At 72.5% G+C, this 15,555-nt stretch carries 13 protein-coding genes, 1 tRNA gene and 2 pseudogenes; 8 read left to right on the top strand and 8 right to left on the bottom strand.

The window, feature by feature from the left end:
- The first annotated feature begins 15 nt into the window (after window positions 1–15).
- The gene (locus ACZ4UX_RS23095; RefSeq protein WP_465708034.1) at window positions 16–1,716 is read left to right on the top strand and encodes an ABC transporter family substrate-binding protein; all 1,701 of its coding nucleotides are present in this window, start codon (window positions 16–18) and stop codon (window positions 1,714–1,716) included.
- Between the two features lie 163 nt (window positions 1,717–1,879).
- The gene (locus ACZ4UX_RS23090) at window positions 1,880–2,032 is read left to right on the top strand and encodes a hypothetical protein (protein ID WP_465708033.1); all 153 of its coding nucleotides are present in this window, start codon (window positions 1,880–1,882) and stop codon (window positions 2,030–2,032) included.
- Between the two features lie 105 nt (window positions 2,033–2,137).
- Here the strand turns inward: ACZ4UX_RS23090 and ACZ4UX_RS23085 are convergent, their stop codons facing one another.
- The 3 genes from ACZ4UX_RS23085 to ACZ4UX_RS23075 form a co-directional block, all read right to left on the bottom strand.
- Entirely contained in the window at window positions 2,138–2,344 is a 207-nt protein-coding gene (locus tag ACZ4UX_RS23085; RefSeq protein ID WP_465708032.1) for a hypothetical protein, read from the bottom strand.
- A 215-nt stretch (window positions 2,345–2,559) separates the two neighbouring features.
- Window positions 2,560–2,639: transfer RNA gene (locus tag ACZ4UX_RS23080), tRNA-Tyr, on the bottom strand.
- A gap of 308 nt (window positions 2,640–2,947) precedes the next feature.
- Window positions 2,948–3,526: a hypothetical protein gene (locus ACZ4UX_RS23075; protein WP_329491616.1), complete on the bottom strand. Its 579-nt coding sequence runs from the start codon at window positions 3,524–3,526 to the stop codon at window positions 2,948–2,950.
- A 199-nt stretch (window positions 3,527–3,725) separates the two neighbouring features.
- Here ACZ4UX_RS23075 and ACZ4UX_RS23070 point away from each other — a divergent pair, with 199 nt between their 5' ends.
- Window positions 3,726–4,655, top strand: a complete 930-nt coding sequence (locus tag ACZ4UX_RS23070; protein WP_465708031.1) for a LuxR C-terminal-related transcriptional regulator — start codon at window positions 3,726–3,728, stop codon at window positions 4,653–4,655.
- A gap of 119 nt (window positions 4,656–4,774) precedes the next feature.
- Window positions 4,775–5,305 (top strand): EF-hand domain-containing protein, encoded by a 531-nt coding sequence (locus ACZ4UX_RS23065; protein ID WP_465708030.1) that lies wholly within the window; start codon window positions 4,775–4,777, stop codon window positions 5,303–5,305.
- 102 nt (window positions 5,306–5,407) lie between these two features.
- Here the strand turns inward: ACZ4UX_RS23065 and ACZ4UX_RS23060 are convergent, their stop codons facing one another.
- The gene (locus tag ACZ4UX_RS23060) at window positions 5,408–5,932 is read right to left on the bottom strand and encodes a peptidylprolyl isomerase (RefSeq protein ID WP_465708029.1); all 525 of its coding nucleotides are present in this window, start codon (window positions 5,930–5,932) and stop codon (window positions 5,408–5,410) included.
- Window positions 5,933–6,311: 379 nt separating this feature from the next.
- On the opposite strand from ACZ4UX_RS23060, the gene ACZ4UX_RS23055 reads away from it, so the two are divergent.
- Window positions 6,312–6,698, top strand: a complete 387-nt coding sequence (locus ACZ4UX_RS23055) for a hypothetical protein (RefSeq protein WP_465708028.1) — start codon at window positions 6,312–6,314, stop codon at window positions 6,696–6,698.
- A gap of 53 nt (window positions 6,699–6,751) precedes the next feature.
- Here ACZ4UX_RS23055 and ACZ4UX_RS23050 read toward each other — a convergent pair whose 3' ends face one another.
- The 3 genes and pseudogenes from ACZ4UX_RS23050 to ACZ4UX_RS23040 form a co-directional block, all read right to left on the bottom strand.
- Window positions 6,752–7,561, bottom strand: coding sequence for a DeoR/GlpR family DNA-binding transcription regulator (locus ACZ4UX_RS23050; protein ID WP_465708027.1), 810 nt, complete (start codon window positions 7,559–7,561; stop codon window positions 6,752–6,754).
- A gap of 223 nt (window positions 7,562–7,784) precedes the next feature.
- Window positions 7,785–8,171 (bottom strand): annotated as a pseudogene (locus tag ACZ4UX_RS23045) (galactose-1-phosphate uridylyltransferase); the annotation flags it as partial.
- Window positions 8,172–8,364: 193 nt separating this feature from the next.
- Window positions 8,365–8,640, bottom strand: a pseudogene (locus ACZ4UX_RS23040) (hypothetical protein); the annotation flags it as partial.
- A gap of 173 nt (window positions 8,641–8,813) precedes the next feature.
- Between ACZ4UX_RS23040 and ACZ4UX_RS23035 the strand changes: the two are divergent.
- From ACZ4UX_RS23035 to ACZ4UX_RS23025, 3 genes are all read left to right on the top strand, one after another.
- Window positions 8,814–9,410, top strand: coding sequence for a DUF1349 domain-containing protein (locus ACZ4UX_RS23035; protein WP_465708026.1), 597 nt, complete (start codon window positions 8,814–8,816; stop codon window positions 9,408–9,410).
- 666 nt (window positions 9,411–10,076) lie between these two features.
- Window positions 10,077–11,516, top strand: coding sequence for an RICIN domain-containing protein (locus tag ACZ4UX_RS23030; RefSeq protein WP_465708025.1), 1,440 nt, complete (start codon window positions 10,077–10,079; stop codon window positions 11,514–11,516).
- Window positions 11,517–11,604: 88 nt separating this feature from the next.
- Window positions 11,605–14,085: an RICIN domain-containing protein gene (locus ACZ4UX_RS23025; RefSeq protein ID WP_465708024.1), complete on the top strand. Its 2,481-nt coding sequence runs from the start codon at window positions 11,605–11,607 to the stop codon at window positions 14,083–14,085.
- Window positions 14,086–14,113: 28 nt separating this feature from the next.
- Here ACZ4UX_RS23025 and ACZ4UX_RS23020 read toward each other — a convergent pair whose 3' ends face one another.
- Window positions 14,114–15,175, bottom strand: a complete 1,062-nt coding sequence (locus ACZ4UX_RS23020; protein ID WP_465708023.1) for a LacI family DNA-binding transcriptional regulator — start codon at window positions 15,173–15,175, stop codon at window positions 14,114–14,116.
- Window positions 15,176–15,555: the final 380 nt, after the last annotated feature.

Below are 15,555 nucleotides of genomic sequence, written 5' to 3'. Positions count from 1 at the left end.
TCCCTGGGGAACCCCTTGAAGCACACCCGGATCCCGGTCGCGCTGGTCGCCACCGTCGCCACCGCCTCGCTCTGCCTCAGCGCCTGCTCCAGCAGCTCCTCCGGAGGGGACGCCGCTCCCGCCAAGTCCGAGGCCCCGAAGATGACCCAGCGGGCCATGAACGAGAAGGACCGTGCCGACCTGAAGCAGGGCGGCACGCTCAACTGGGCGATCGACCAGCTCTCCAGCCAGTGGAGCCCGCTGGAGGCGGACGGCAACGAGGTCTCCACGACCGACGTCATGAAGGCGCTCATGCCGACCTTCTGGCACTCGGACGCCGGTGGCACCCAGACCCCGAACAAGGACTACCTGCTCGACGCCAAGTCCGAGACCAAGGACGGCAAGCAGGTCGTCACCTGGACCCTCAACCCGAAGGCCAAGTGGAACGACGGCACGCCGATCACCTGGCAGGACCTGGAAGCCAACTGGAAGGCCCAGAACGGCACCAACCCGGAGTTCAAGGCCACCTCGACGACCGGCTTCGACCAGGTCGAGAGCGTCGTCAAGGGTGCCGACGACTACCAGGCGGTCATGACCTTCAAGTCGCCGTTCTCCGAGTGGCAGGCGCTGTTCAACAACGCCGCCAACGCGCCGCTGTTCCCGGCCAAGTACGTCGCCACCCCGGACGTCTTCAACACCGCGTACGTCGACAAGATCCCGACCTCGGCGGGCCCGTTCAAGCTCGACAAGATCGACCAGACCGCCAAGACCGTCACCGTCGTCGCCGACCCCGCCTGGTGGGGCCAGAAGCCGCTGCTCGACAAGATCGTCTACAAGGCCATGGACACCAACACCATGCCGCAGGCGTTCCAGAACGGCGAGATCGACTTCTACGACAACGGCCCGGACGCGTCCGGCTACAAGCAGATCCAGTCCACCGCCGGCGGCGAGGTCCGCGAGGCCGGCGGCCCGAACTTCCGCCACTTCATGTTCAACGGCAAGAGCCCGATGCTGACCGACCCCAAGGTCCGCCAGGCGCTCTTCAAGGCCATCGACCGCGAGACCATCGCCAAGTCGGACCTCACCGGCCTGGGCTGGCCGGCCGCCGCGATGAACAACCACTTCCTGGTGCCGAACCAGAACGGCTACAAGGACAACTCGGACGGCCTGAGCAAGTTCGACCCCGAGGCCGCCAAGAAGATGCTCGACGAGGCGGGCTGGAAGATGGACGGCGACGTCCGCAAGAAGGACGGCAAGGAGCTCAACCTCAAGTTCGTCATCCCGGCCGGCGTCACCATCGCCACCAACGAGGGCTCGATGCTCACCCAGATGCTGCAGCAGGTCGGCGTCAAGGTGAACATCTTCACCGCCCCGTCGAACGAGTTCTTCGACAAGTACATCTACAAGTACGACTTCGACATGACGGCGTTCTCGCTGATCGGCACGCCGTTCCCGGCCAGCTCCGCGACCGCGAACTTCAAGACCGACGGTGGCGCCAACTACAGCCAGGTCGGCAGCCCCGAGCTGGACCAGGCGATGGCCGACGCCGCCGCCGCCCAGACCCCCGAGACCGAGTTCGCGGCCATCAACAAGGCCGACGCCGAGGCCTGGAAGGTCGCCGCCCTGGTCACCCTGTACCAGCGCCCCGCCATCTTCGGTGTGAAGAAGTCGGTCGCCAACCTCGGTGCCCCGGGCCTCTCGGACTACCTGTACGAGAACATCGGCTTCACCAAGTAACACGATCCCGGGCCGGGCCACGAACGACCAGGCCACGGCGGTGCGGCGCAGCTGTTCCGCCATCGATCCGGCGCGCCGCGCGCTGCCGGCGAGTTCTCCGCCCTGCGGATGGTGGTGGAGGAACCGCCCGTAGGCGGTCCGGCAGAAGGCCGCGTAGCGCTCGGTGCAGAGGATCAGCCCGTGCCACGCCTCGTCCACGGCGAACGACGGCATGCCGATGACCTGCCGGTCCAGCATCGCCGCCCCGCAGCAGCGCAGCCACTGGCGCAGCCCGGTCTCGACCAGCTCGCGCGGTTCGAACGGGCACGTCCGGTAGACGGCGGGGGGCAGTTCGAGCGCGTCGACGGCCGCCTGCACGCGGTCGACGCGACGGGAGTACGTTCGTGAGAGCACGCCTGCTCCGTTCCCGGCGGCCGGGCGCTCAGCTGCCGCCGCAGCCGCCGCCGCAACCACCTCCGCCACAGCCGCCCCCGCCGCAACCGCCGCCGCTGCCGCCGGAGTCGCTGCCGCCGGAATCCCCGCCGCGGTAACGGGACTTCCTCTTCCGGTCCCCGCCGTCCGTCATCGAGCCGGCGATGATGCCGAACAGGACGAGTCCGGCCAGAATGACGATACCGATGAAGATCATCTATCCACTCCCCCAGTTGGCGCCGGACGAGGTGCCTGACGACCTGCGGCGCACGGATTCCGCCCCGCTCGCGCGGGTACCTCGGCATGCGGATCCGGCCGCGCCAGGACGGCCCCCGTCTGCGGCGATACTTCATTATGCTCGGCGGGTCTGACACTGAAACGACGTCAGATCCCCAGCGCGGCAGGCCATCTGCTGTGCGGAGCCGGCGTGGGTGGGCGAGGACGGAGTCGAACCGTCACAGCCGAAGCAGGGGTGTTACAGACCCTTGGGCTCTCCCGTGCCCAGCTCGCCCTCGGCGGAGGCGCCGCGCCGAAAAAGGGCCGCCTCGGCGGGGACCGTCCCCCGAGGCGGCCCGGCCGGCGGCCGACGGGCGCACTACGAGGACGTCCCCCGGATCCGGGAGTACCGGAAGCGCTGATACGGGGAGCGCTGACAGGGGAAGCGGGTGAAGGCGTTCACGGTCGCGCTCCTTCCTGGTGGTGCGGCGCGATGCGCCCACTGTGCCGCCCGCCCGGCGGACGGGGCAACCGACTTACGACGACACCGCCCGGCCCGTCGCCGCGGACGACGCACGGACCGGGCGACCGGCGTCAGGGGTGCTCACCGGGCGGCCGGGCCCGCCGCGGCCGCGTGCCGGGCACGGGCGAGCGTCGGATAGCGGACCGTGAACAGGAGCGGCAGGACGAACGTGGCGACGGTGAGCAGGGTGCGGGCGTCGCCCGCGTCCGGCCGGTAGTGGCGCAGCAGCGCGCCACCGAGGCCGGCGAGGGTGAACGCGGCCGCCCACACCGCGGTGATGACGCGGTTGACCCGGAGGAACAGCGGACTCTTCCAGACGTGCTCGGGGGTCTGGGTGCGGGCGATGCCGAGGGTGAAGGGCCGGCCGAGCGCGAGCGAGCCCCAGGCGGTGGCCGCCAGCCAGAGCGAGGACAGCGGCGGGCCGTAGTGGGCGACGGCGGTGGAGTCGGGCGCGGCGAAGGCGGCGCAGGTGTAGCCGGCCAGGAAGACGACGGCACTGGCCTCGATCACCAGGGCGTCCCAGCCCCGGCCGGCGCGGCGCTGGGTGACCACGAGTGCGAGGGCCAGGAGGAGGCCGGTGAGCGCGGCCCAGCGGAGGTCGACGGTGCCGGTGAGGACCGCGACGGCGATCCACGGGGCAAAACTGCGGAGGTGGCCCATGACGATGTCTCCCCTGTTGAACGTGCGATCCGGTGTCGAGCGTGCGACGCGGTGTCCATCGTGCGATCCGCTGTCGATCGGCGCCGCGGGCGGTCGCTCCGCCCCGGCAATCCCTCAGCCTGTCAAGCACCCGCTCTCGGCGGAACGGGCAGATGATGCAAGACTTGATGCAGGAAACTGCACGGACCCGGGGGCGGCCATGAGTTTGCAGAGCTTGGGTCTGACGGACGACCAGGAGCGCGTCTACCGCTACGTGTTGCGTACCCGGCCGAGCGATCCCGACACCGCGGGCGCGGACCTGGGCCTGCCCGATGTGCGGGCGGTCCTCGGGGAGTTGCGGGCCCTGGGGCTGCTCGACGCGACGCTGGCCCCGCTGCCCCCCGCGGCCGCCGTCGACCTGCTCGTCCGCCGCCGCGTGGAGCACACCTCCCGCGAACTGGCCCGGCTCGACTCCGCGTTCGACGTGGTGTGGGAGCTCGCCGAGGAGGCCCGCCACGGTCGCCGCGTCGAGCTCGTCGAGCGCATCAGGGACACCGCGCAGGTCACCCACCGGATCCGCACGATGCCGGGACGCGTCGAGACGCTGAACGCCAAACCGCTGCCCCGCAGCGGGGTTCCGCTCCGCGACGAAACGGCCCTCCGGTTCCGGCGGGCGCTCGCCGACGGGATGGCCTGCCGCACCCTCGTCGGCACGGCGGCTCTCGACCGGCCCGAGCAGATGGCCTACGCCCGGCACTGGCACGACCTGGGCGACGTCCACCGCGTGACGCCCGAACCGTTCCGCCGGCTGCTCATCGTCGACCGGCGGGTCGCCTTCGTCCGCCTCGACCCCGCCCGGCGGGAGTCGGACACCCTGCAGATCGGCCAACCCGGGATCGTCGCCGCGCTGGTCGACCTGTTCGAAGGGCTCTGGACCCGCGCCACCGACCTCGACCACCTCGACCTCACCACCGTCGAGGCCCAGGTCCTGCGCACCCTGAGCGAGCACAGCAAGGACGAGAACGCGGCCCGCGAGCTGAACATCTCCCTGCGCAAGTACCGCACCCACGTCGCCGACCTGATGACCCGCCTCGGCGCCACCACCCGCTTCCAGGCCGCCCTGCGCGCCAAGGAGCGCGGCTGGCTGTGAACCCGGGGCGGGCCCGGAGCCGGAGCCGGGCCGGGCGTCGACGCGCCTGCGCCGCCAGGGCGGTCCCACTGGATAGCGTGACCGGCGAGAACCACGGACAGCCACCAGGAGGACACGCAATGTCAGATCCGGCGAAGCGCCGCATCTTCTCCATGCTGGACACGGACGGCGACGGCGTCATCTCGCGGGCGGAGTACGTCGCCCGGGTCGACCGGGCGGCCGCGGCCATGGGGCGCGACGCCCGGGACCCGCTCGTCGTCGCGGCCCGGACCGCCCACGAGGAGGTCTGGCGCCAGATGGACGCCGACCACGATTCCCGCGTCACCTTCGAGGAGTACCGCTCCTGGGCGGGACACGACGCGTTCGAGGCGACCTGCCGGCCCGCCCTCGGCTCGCTGTTCGACCTCGCCGACGCCGACGCCGACGGCCGCCTCACCCGCGAGGAGTTCAGCCGGCTGCGCACCGCGACCGGGAACGCGGAGGGCGACGTCGACGCGGCCTTCGACGCCCTCGACCCCGACGGCGGCGGCACCGTCGACCGCGACACCTACCTGGCGGCCATCCGGGACTTCCTCACCACCGGCACCTCCTCGATGGCGAGCGTGTACGGCGACGGCCGACCCGCGCCGGCGCCGGTCCCGTCCCCCTGAACCACCGGCCCCGGGGCCGGTGGTCCGGCCGGAACGAGGCGAACCGGCCGCCGCCCCGTCACCGTGACGGGGCGGCGGCCGGTTCGTGCTCACCGAGGGGTCTCAGCGCTTGATCTCGATCCGGTCGATGGTGACCGCCTCAAGCGGCCGGTCGTTCGCGTCGGTGGCCACCGAGCCGAGTTCGGCCACGACCTTCTCGGAGGCGGCGTCCGCGACCTTGCCGAAGATCGTGTGCTTGAAGTTCAGCCAGGCGGCCGGCCCCAGGGTGATGAAGAACTGGGAGCCGTTGGTGCCGGGGCCGGAGTTGGCCATGGCGAGCAGGTAGGGCTTGTCGAAGACGAGGTCCGGGTAGCGCTCGTCGCCGAAGGTGTACCCGGGGCCGCCGCGACCGGTTCCGGTCGGGTCGCCCGCCTGGATCATGAACCCGTCGATGATCCGGTGGACGGGGGTGCCGTCGTAGTACGGGCCGCTGATCGGCTCGCCGGTACGCGGGTCGGTCGCCCCCTCCCGGGTGCCCTCGGCGAGCTCCACGAAGTTGCGCACCGTCTTCGGCGCCTGATTCGGGAACAGCTCCACGGTGATGGCACCGCGGCTGGTGTGGATCACAGCGTTCTTGGCGTCGGCCATGTCGGGACTCCTCACATCGTGACGCTCCGGACGCGAGCGACTCCCTCAGGCTATCCGTCCGGAGGACCGCTCCGTCCCGGGGTGGATCACACCACCGGCGGCCGTCCGCGACCTGACCGGCACCGGCTCCCCTGCCCGACGGCCGCGGCCGCGTCGGCGCGCGGAGCGCGCTGCCGCCGACCGCACGCCCGAGCCGCCCAGGATGCGGTTGGGCATTGACTCGGCAGGCGGCGGACCCGATGATGCAACCCAAGGACGCGGTCCGGACGCTACCGGCGGGTGGGAGAGTCCGCCCGGCGCCACCCCGGCCGTCCGTACGGAGGGTGGGCCGCCGGTGTTCCGGCGAGGTTCTGGGGGGCTTGCGAAGAGGAGGCTTTCCGTGACCGCTCCGACCGCCCGTCTGGCCCCCGCGGCCTATCTGCGCTGCTTCCCCCTCGACCCCCGGGGCATGGCCGCCCACCGCGAGGCCCTGCGGCGCTTCGCCAACCGCCTCGGCCTGCTCGCCCCCGTCCTCTACTTCGACAACGGCGCCCCGTCCGCGGGCGTGCGCCCGCAGTTGGAGCTGCTGACCAGGTCCGTCCTCGACGGGCAGCACCGGATCGTGCTCGTCCCGGGCATGTGGGTGTTCTCCACCGACGAGCGACTGGCGCGGCTGATCACGTCCGCGCTCGCGGGTGCGAACTGTCGCACGGTCAAACTGCCGGACCGCTTCGTGTCGATACCCCGCCCCCGGTCGGGGTCGGGGTCCGGGGCGCGGGCGGCCTGAGACCGGCCGCGCGGGCGGGGGCATTCGGCCCCGCCCGCGCCTGCTCGCGCGGGTCAGCCGGCGGCGGTGGAGACCACCACGAGCTCGCCGACCGCCTCTTCGAGCGTGCCCCGGGCCTGCGCCGGCAGCGGGTCGTCGGTGATGAAGCAGTCGATCTCGGCGAGTTCCGCGAAGCTGCTCAGGCCGATCACCCCCCACTTGGTGTGGTCCGCGACCACCACGGTCCGGCGGGCGGAGCCGATCATGGCGCGGTTGGCCTGCGCCTCGGCCAGGTTGGGCGTGGTCAGGCCCGCCCGTTCCGAGACGCCGTGCGCGCCCAGGATCAGCAGGTCCACGTGGAGCGAGCGGATCGTCTGCTCGGCGAGGGCGCCGACCAGGGCGGCCGAGCGGGTGGGCGATCCACCGGTCAGCAGCAGCGAGGGGGTGCTCGCCCCGGCGTCGCGGCCGGCCGCCCACACCAGGTCGGCGATCGCGAGCGAGTTGGTGACGATGGTCAGCTGCGGCACCTTGAGCAGCCTGGACGCCACCGCGAAGGTCGTGGTGCCGGCGGAGAGCGCGACGACGTTGCCGGGTTCCACCCGTGCGGCGGCGGCGTCCGCGATGGCGGCCTTGGCGGCCTCCTCCAGCGAGGACTTCGCCTCGAAGCCCGGCTCGTCGGTGCTGGAGGCGCCGATCGCCACGGCGCCGCCGTGCACCTTCTGCACCGTGCCCCGGCGGGCCAGGGTGTCCAGGTCGCGGCGGATGGTCATGTCCGACACCCCGAGCTGTTCGACCAGCTCGGCGACCCGCATCGCGCCACGACGGCGCACGGCCTCCAGGATCAGTGCCTGACGCTGTGGTGCCAGCATCCCTTGATCGGTCACGAGCTCCCCTGACGACCTGGGCGGGCATCGATGTCCCGCTACGTCCAGAGGGCAGGCTACCGCCGGAACGATCAGAAACCGACAGCCGGGCCCCCGGGGGCCGCCCCCGGCCTCCCGGGGCCGGGTGCAGGGGGCTCGGGAGGGCTCGGGGCGCCCTGCGGCGGCGGGCCGCCGGGCCGGACCCGGGACCTCCCGATCCGGCCGTGACCTGCGGCGCCCGTGCTCACCCGGCGAGTTCGCGCAGCCGGCGGGCGGCGTCCTCGGGGCACGCGTCGTTGACGAAGGCGTCGGCCCCCGGCTCGACGCCGGCCCGGCACGTGAGCCGGTCCGCCGTCCGGCGGACGGTGAACAGTTCGAGGTGCAGGGCCGGCTCCGCCCCGCCCCGCTTGGGGGCCTGGTGCCAGGCGCCGCCGTAGGGAGCGGCGCCCGGCCGGCCCGCTCCGCTGTGGAGGAGGAGGTCGAAGCGGCGCAGCAAGTCCTGGTAGGCGGTGGGGAGTTCGGCCCTCTCGTGCGGGTCGAGGCAGGTGAGGTCGGGCACCCGGTGCTTGGGATGGAGGTGGACTTCGTAGGACCGGCGGGCGGCGAACGGGACGAAGGCGCTCCAGTGTTCGCCGTTGGCGACCGGGCGGCGGGTGACGGCGGTCTACGCCCTCCCCTTCACCGCGGCGCGCACCGCCAGGATGATCGCCCGCGCCGAGGCCCACCGGGAAGGCACCGGACGCAACCACTTCGAGGACATGCTCGCCGCCGAACACGCCCCGGTTCTCGAAGCAGTGGACCTGCTGGACGTCCGGCAGGGCGGACAGTTCGGCGGTGCGGTCGGTCCAGGCGTCCAGGACGAGGCGGGCCCGCACCTCGGGGACGGCGGCGAAGGAGGTGTCGCGGCCGGTCCCGGCCTCGACGTCGTAGTGGAGGAGCTCGCGGCGGTCCACGAGCCCGGTGACTGTCCTGTGTACGCCGGCACCCCTCGCGGACGGTTCTGTCGGGACGCGCGGCGCGGTGGGACGGTGGGCGGCCGACGGCAGGTGGGCCCCGACCGCGCCGCCCGGGCGGCCGGCGTCGCCGGTGCACTTGCTCATGATGCGCCTCCCACAGGAATCTCCTCCCCATTAACGCACAGCATTAAACTGAAGTCACCACAATGCAACAATCTTTCCTCGGGCGACTCGTCAGATCACGGCTCAACGATCGGATCTGGCTGAGTCTGTGGATCTTTGGTGGATCCCCCTCGCCCAGTGTCAACAATGACGCCATGAGCCTCGACGACGCATTCGCCTCCCCCCTCCGCTGGGCGCCCGCCCCGGCCGCCTGCTCCCTGGCCGGCCACGTCCTGTCCGTCACCGCCGCCGCCCGCACCGACGTCTTCACCGACCCGCTCACCGGCGAGGCCAGGCGCAACGCCGCGACGGCGCTGGTCGACCCGCCGGACGGGGACTGGCAGTTCTCCGCCCGGCTCCGGGTCGGGTTCCGGGCCCCGTGGGACGCGGGCGCCCTCATCGTCCGGTCGGACGCCGACCACTGGGCGAAGCTCAACTTCGAGCAGTCACCGGACGGAGCGCCGAGCGTCTACTCGGTGGTCACCCGCGGGCGCTCGGACGACGCGGTCGCGGGACCGGTCGAGGGCGACGCCCTGTGGCTGCGGATCAGCCGGTTCGCGCCGGCGTTCGCCTTCCACGTCTCCTCCGACGGCCGTACCTGGCGCCTGATCAGGCAGTTCGCCCTGGACGGGCCGGCTCCCGTCCGGGTCGGCATCGAAGTCCAGTCGCCGGTCGGCGAGGGCTGCCGCGTCGACTTCGACGACATCCGCCTGACACCCACCCGGCTGGCCCACCTCTTCGACGGCCGCTGAGCCCACCGGCGGGCCGCGGCCCGCCGACCCCGAGGGGGAACCCCCCGGAAACCCACACGTTCGGACCACAGCACACACCAGGAGCCCCCGGCACACCCGGGGGCTCCTGTCACTTCCGCAGCCGGTGCCGCCGATTCCGTCACGGAGAAGTGATGGCTCGGTAACGCGGAGTTCACCGGGCGGGCCGATTCGTCCCGTCCGGGCGCAACTTGGACGAAACCCTTGACACTGCCGGACGGCGCTCCGAGACTCTCCGTCGACCGCTTGTTTGCGCCAACATCCCCGCGACGGACGCGCTGGGGGCGCCGACAGACGGTTACTCCCCGGTCATCCTCCGGACGCCGCGGACGGGACGACGGGGACTGCCCACAAGGCCGCCCCCGGCCTGTCGATCCGGCGCGCAAGCTCCTTCACCGGAAATGATTGCCCCTGCGCCGCGCCGCTCCACCGGCCCGCCGTCCTCGACCCCGCACGACGAATTCCACCCCCACCCAAGATGCCCGCACGACAAGCCCGCCCCCACCGCATTCGCCGTGCGCGGGAGTTCGACGTCAGGCATGCCCTGAAACAGGGTGCCTGACAGCACGTCGGCCCTGGCAGTTCCGCGCCACCAGGACCGGACGCGGCCGTCACGCGCGCATCTGCGAGACCCAGAGGTATGAAGTCATGCCGCGATTGAGAACGATCCTGTTCGGTGCCCTGCTGGCGCTGCTCCTCCCCCTCTTCCAGGGCGTCGGCACCGCCCAGGCGGCCACGGTGACGATCACCAACGGCACCCAGTTCGCCGACACCGCCGGGAACCCGGTGCACGCGCACGGCGGCGGCGTCATCAAGGTCGGCAAGTACTACTACTGGTTCGGCGAGGACCGCAACGCCGACAACACCTTCCGCTACGTCTCCAGCTACCGCTCCAGCGACCTCCGGACCTGGGAGTTCCGCGGCCACGTGCTGAGCCAGGCCACCGCCCCGGAGCTGCAGTACGCCGTGATCGAGCGGCCCAAGGTGATGTACAACGCCGCCACCGGCCAGTTCGTCATGTGGATGCACAAGGAGAACGGCGCGGACTACGGCGAGGCCCGGGCCGCGGTGGCCGTCTCCTCCACCGTCGATGGCAGCTACACCTGGCGCGGCAGCTTCCGGCCGCTGGGCGAGATGTCCCGTGACATCACCACCTTCGTGGACGACGACGGCACGGGGTACATGATCTCCGCCGCCAACGAGAACCGGGACCTGCACGTCTACCGCCTCACCGCCGACTACACCGGGATCGACGCCCAGGTGCAGAGCCTGTGGAACGGCCAGTCCCGCGAGGCGCCGGCGATGTTCAAGCGCGACGGCGTCTACTTCCTGCTCTCCTCCCACGCCACCGGCTGGGCGCCCAACCAGCAGAAGTACGGCACCGCCACCAGCGTCACCGGCTCCTGGAGCGACCTCCAGGACATCGGCGACTCCGTCACCTACTCCAGCCAGACCGCCTTCGTGCTGCCCGTCCAGGGCAGCGGCGGCACCGGCTACCTGTACATGGGCGACCGCTGGGGCAACGCCAACGGCGGGACGGTCAACGACTCCCAGTACGTCTGGCTGCCGCTGACGTTCCCGACCGCCACCACCATGACCATGGGCTACTCCCCGCAGATCACCGTGAACGCCGCCACCGGCGTCGTCGCCGGCATGAAGGCCACCTGGGAGAGCCTGACGGGCCGCCAGAGCGGCAAGTGCGTCGACGTGCGGGACTACTCCTCCGCCCAGTCGGCCCAGCTCATCCAGTGGGGCTGCGGCAACGGCGCCAACCAGAACTTCTGGATCAAGAACCTCGGCACCGGCTACGCGCAGGTCATGGCCCGCCACAGCGGACAGTGCCTCGACATCGCCGACGCGTCGACCGCCGACGGCGCGCTCGCCGTCCAGAACCCCTGCGACGGCCGGCCGTCCCAGCAGTGGCAGGTCCAGAAGGTCACCGGTGCCACGGGCTACGTCCGCCTGATCGCCCGGCACAGCGGCAAGTGCCTGGACGTGACCAACCAGTCCACCGCCGACGGCACCGCCCTGGAGCAGTGGACCTGCGGCAGCGGCACCAACCAGCAGTGGAAGCGCACCACCGTCTGACCCGAGCCCCCGACGAAGCCCCTCCACCACCACCGTGTCCGGCGGAGGGGCTTCGTCCTGCCCGACCACCATCAGCCCAGGAGGACCCGTGTCCCTGCGCAAGCAACCCACCGACCGCGCCGGCAGAGCCCGCACCCGCCGGGCCCGCACCGGCCTCGGTGCCGCCGTCACCGCCGCCGCGGCCCTGGCGGCCGGCACGCTGAGCGCCCCGCCGGCCTTCGCCGACGAAGCCGCCGCGCACGTCACCGTCCGACTCGACCCCGGCTACCAGCAGCAGCCGTTCCAGGGCTGGGGAACCTCCCTCGCCTGGTTCGCCAACGTCACCGGCGGGTGGCCGGAGGCCGAGCGCTCCCAGCTCGCCGACGACCTCTTCGGCCCGAACGGCCTCGGCTTCACCGTCGCCCGCTACAACATCGGCGGCGGCGACAGCCCCGAGACGACGCCCTACCTGCGCCCGGGCGCCGCAGTGCCGGGGTACTGGAACCGCCCCGCGGCGTTCGGCCCGCCGGCCTCCGGCACCACCGGCTGGACCGAGCCCGCCGACTGGTGGAACCCGGCCGACCCCACGCACTGGAACGCCGCCGCCGACGCCAACCAGCAATGGTGGCTCAAGGCCGCGAAGACCCGCGGCGCGGACACCTTCGAGGCCTTCTCCAACTCCGCGCCCTACTTCATGACCAGGAGCGGGCTGGTCTCCGGCGCGGCCAACAGCTGGGAGGACAACCTCCGCCCCGACCAGTACGACCGCTTCGCCGCCTACCTGGCCGGGTCCCTGCAGCGGGCCCAGACCGCCACCGGCGTGACCTTCGGCGCCCTCTCCCCGATGAACGAGCCGAGCACCTCCTACTGGGGCGCCGGCGGCAGGCAGGAGGGCTCCCACTGGGACGTCGCCTCGCAGGCCCACCTGGTCACCGCGCTGCGCGGCGCACTGGACGCGGCCGGCGTGAGCACCCCGGTCTCGGCGATGGACGAGACCAGGCCCGACCTGTTCCGCTCCGACTGGGACTCCTACGCACCGGCGGTGCGCTCGACCGTGGGCAAGCTCAACACCCACACGTACGAGACCGGCGGCCGCACCGGGGCGCGCGACATCGCCAAGGGCGCCGGCAAGCCGCTCTGGATGTCCGAGGTCGACCTCGGGGGCACCGTCCCGCAGAGCTTCACCGACATGTCGCCCGCCCTCGACTTCGCCCAGCACGTCACCGACGACATCCGGGAGCTGGAGCCGAGCGCCTGGGTGATGTGGCAGGCCGTCGAGGACTACGCCAACATGACGCCCGCCCACGAGAACGCCAACTGGGGCCTCGTCCAGGTGGACTTCAGCTCCACGAACCCGGGCGCCGAGCCGATCCGCAAGAACAAGAAGTACTGGGCCATGGCCAACTACAGCCGCTTCATCCGGCCCGGGGCCCGGGTGATCACCACCGACTCCGCGAACACCCTCGCCGCCCTGCGCCCCGGCGGCACGGGCACGGTGGCGGTCTACACCAACCCCACCGGCGCACCGCAGAGCGTCACCCTCGACCTGGCGGCCTTCCAGAGCGTCAGCACCACCACCCCCGTGGAGCGCTACACCACCGACACCGGAAAGAACCTGCAGCGCGACGGCGACCTGCTGGCCACCGCCGCCAAGACGCTCACCACCACGGTGGGCCCGGGCTCGGTGACCACCTTCGTCATCCCCGGCGCCACCGGCACCGACGCCGCGGTGACCGCCGCCGCCCCCACCGGGCAGGTGCGGCAGCTCGTCAACGACAACAGCGGCCTGGCCCTGTCCGCAGGCGCGAGCGCGCAGAGCGGCCCCGTCCAGCACCCCGCCAACCCGGCCGACCCGGCGCAGCAGTGGAAGTTCACCAAGGTCTCCGGCGGCTCCGACAACACGGCCGCCTACCGCCTGACCAACACGGCGAACGGCAAGGCCCTGACCGCCACCGCCACCCCGGGCACGCTCGGCTTCGCGGCGGCCAACTCGTCCGCGCAGCAGCTGTGGATGCTCTCCACCAGCGGCGACGGCCACGGCACCCTGGTCAACAGGGCGACGGGCGACCTGCTCGACGTCACGGGCTCGGCCACGGGTGACGGGGCTCCGGTGGGGGTCTACCGGCCCACGACCGGGAGCAACCAGTCCTGGAACCTGCGCAGCGCGGCACCCGACAGCTGGAAGGCGCTCCAGCTGCGGAGCAGCGGCAAGTGCGCCGACGTCCCCGGCGCCCCCGGCACGGCCGGCGCGCCCGCCGTGCAGTCCACCTGCAACGGCGCCACCGGCCAGCAGTGGTCGCTGCGGGCGAGCAGCCCCGGCTACGTGAACGTGGTCGCGCGGGGCAGCGGGCAGTGCCTGGACGTCACCGAGGCCTCGACTGCCGACGGCGCCCCGCTGGTGCAGTACACCTGCAACGGCGGCGCCAACCAGGAGTGGTCGGTGCGCAGCACGGGCAGCGGCTACCTCACCCTGCTGGCGCGGCACAGCGGGAAGTGCCTGGACATCTCGGGGGCCTCGACCGCCGACGGCGCCCCGCTGGTGCAGAACACCTGTGGCGGCGGCCGCAGTCAGCAGATCAAGCTGAGCTGACGACCGGGTGCCGGGGAGCCTGCGGTGCTCAGGCCCGGCCGGCGGCCGGGGGGCGGGTCGAGCTGGACCGGACGATCAGGTGAGGTGTGACGGAGACGGGCTCCGTCCCGGCGCGCTGTCCGCCCGGCGGGTCGATCCGGCCGAGGAGGAGGGCGACGCACTGGCGGCCGACCTCCTCGAAGTCCTGGCGGACGGTGGTCAGCGGGGGCGCGAAGTACGCCGATTCCGGGACGTCGTCGAATCCCACCACGCTGACGTCCTCCGGGACCCGGCGGCCCGCCTCGCGCAGGGCCAGCGACAGGCCCAGGGCCATGTGGTCGTTGGCGGCGAAGACGGCGGTGACCTCGGGGCGGGCGGCCAGCTCCCGGCCGAGCTCGTACCCCGAGGCGGCGGTCCAGTCGCCCAGGGCGAGGGGCGGGACGGGGGCGCCGACCTCCTTGAGCGTGCTGTGCCAGGCGGCGGCGCGCCGGCGCGCGGCGTAGGAGTCCTGCGGGCCGCCGATGTGCCAGACGGTGCGGTGGCCGAGGTCGAGGAGGTGGCGGGTGGCCGCGATCGCGCCGGCGGCCTGGTCGGTGTCCACCGAGGGGAAGCGGCGTTCGGGGTCGCCGTCGGCGACGACCACCGGGACGCCGGAGGAGATGTCGAAGCCACGCCGGTCGAGGATCTGCGCCTCGATGACGATCAGGCCGTCCACGGCCTGGTCGGTGAGCTGGCGGACGGCCTGCTGCACGGCGTCCTCGGTCTGGGCCTCGGCGCAGACCACGTTCACCGAGTACCCGGCCGCCTGGGCGGCGCGGGAGATGGCGGCCAGGGTGCGGGCGTTGCCCTGGGCGGCGATGTCGAAGGTGACCACACCGAGGACGTGGAAGCGCCCGAGGGTGAGGGCCCGGGCGGCGCTGTTGCGCTGGTAGCCCAGCATCCGCATGGCGGACAGGACCCGGTCACGCGTCTCGGGCTCCACGTTGGGGCGGTGGTTGGCCACGCGGGAGACCGTTTGGGAGGAGACGCCCGCGAGCGCGGCGACGTCCGCCTGGGACGGCGGGCGCGGCTTGCCGCGGGTGGTGCTGCCGGGCGTCACGCTGTGGTCCATACCGGTCCGTTCTCTCGTGTCTGCGTGAACATCGTAGACGGTGCGCCGCCCGGGGCCACCGGCGCAGGTCCTGGGAATGCGCTGAGAAAAGGAGGCTGCCGGCCCCGCCCGCCCGTAAGGAGGCAGGTGGGGCCGGCAGCCGGTGGCGGCGCGGCCGACCCTCAGCGGCGCGCCGCCGGTCCGCCCTCCCGGGGAGCCGCGGACGCCACAGCCATGGGGCGGCCGCTGTCCGGCTCCGCGAGGGGGCGGAGGATCAGGGGATTGGAGGGTGGCAGGCCTCAGGCGGGGAGGCCGATGGCGCGTTCGCCGCTCTGGCGTTGCTGGATGACGACGGCGGCGACGAGGAGGGCGCCTTGGGCGACGTTCTGCCAGAAGGAGTT

The sequence above is a fragment of the Kitasatospora sp. NPDC028961 genome, assembly GCF_055564815.1.
Note: the sequence above shows the minus strand (reverse complement) of the source record. Positions and strands in the feature narration are given on the sequence as shown.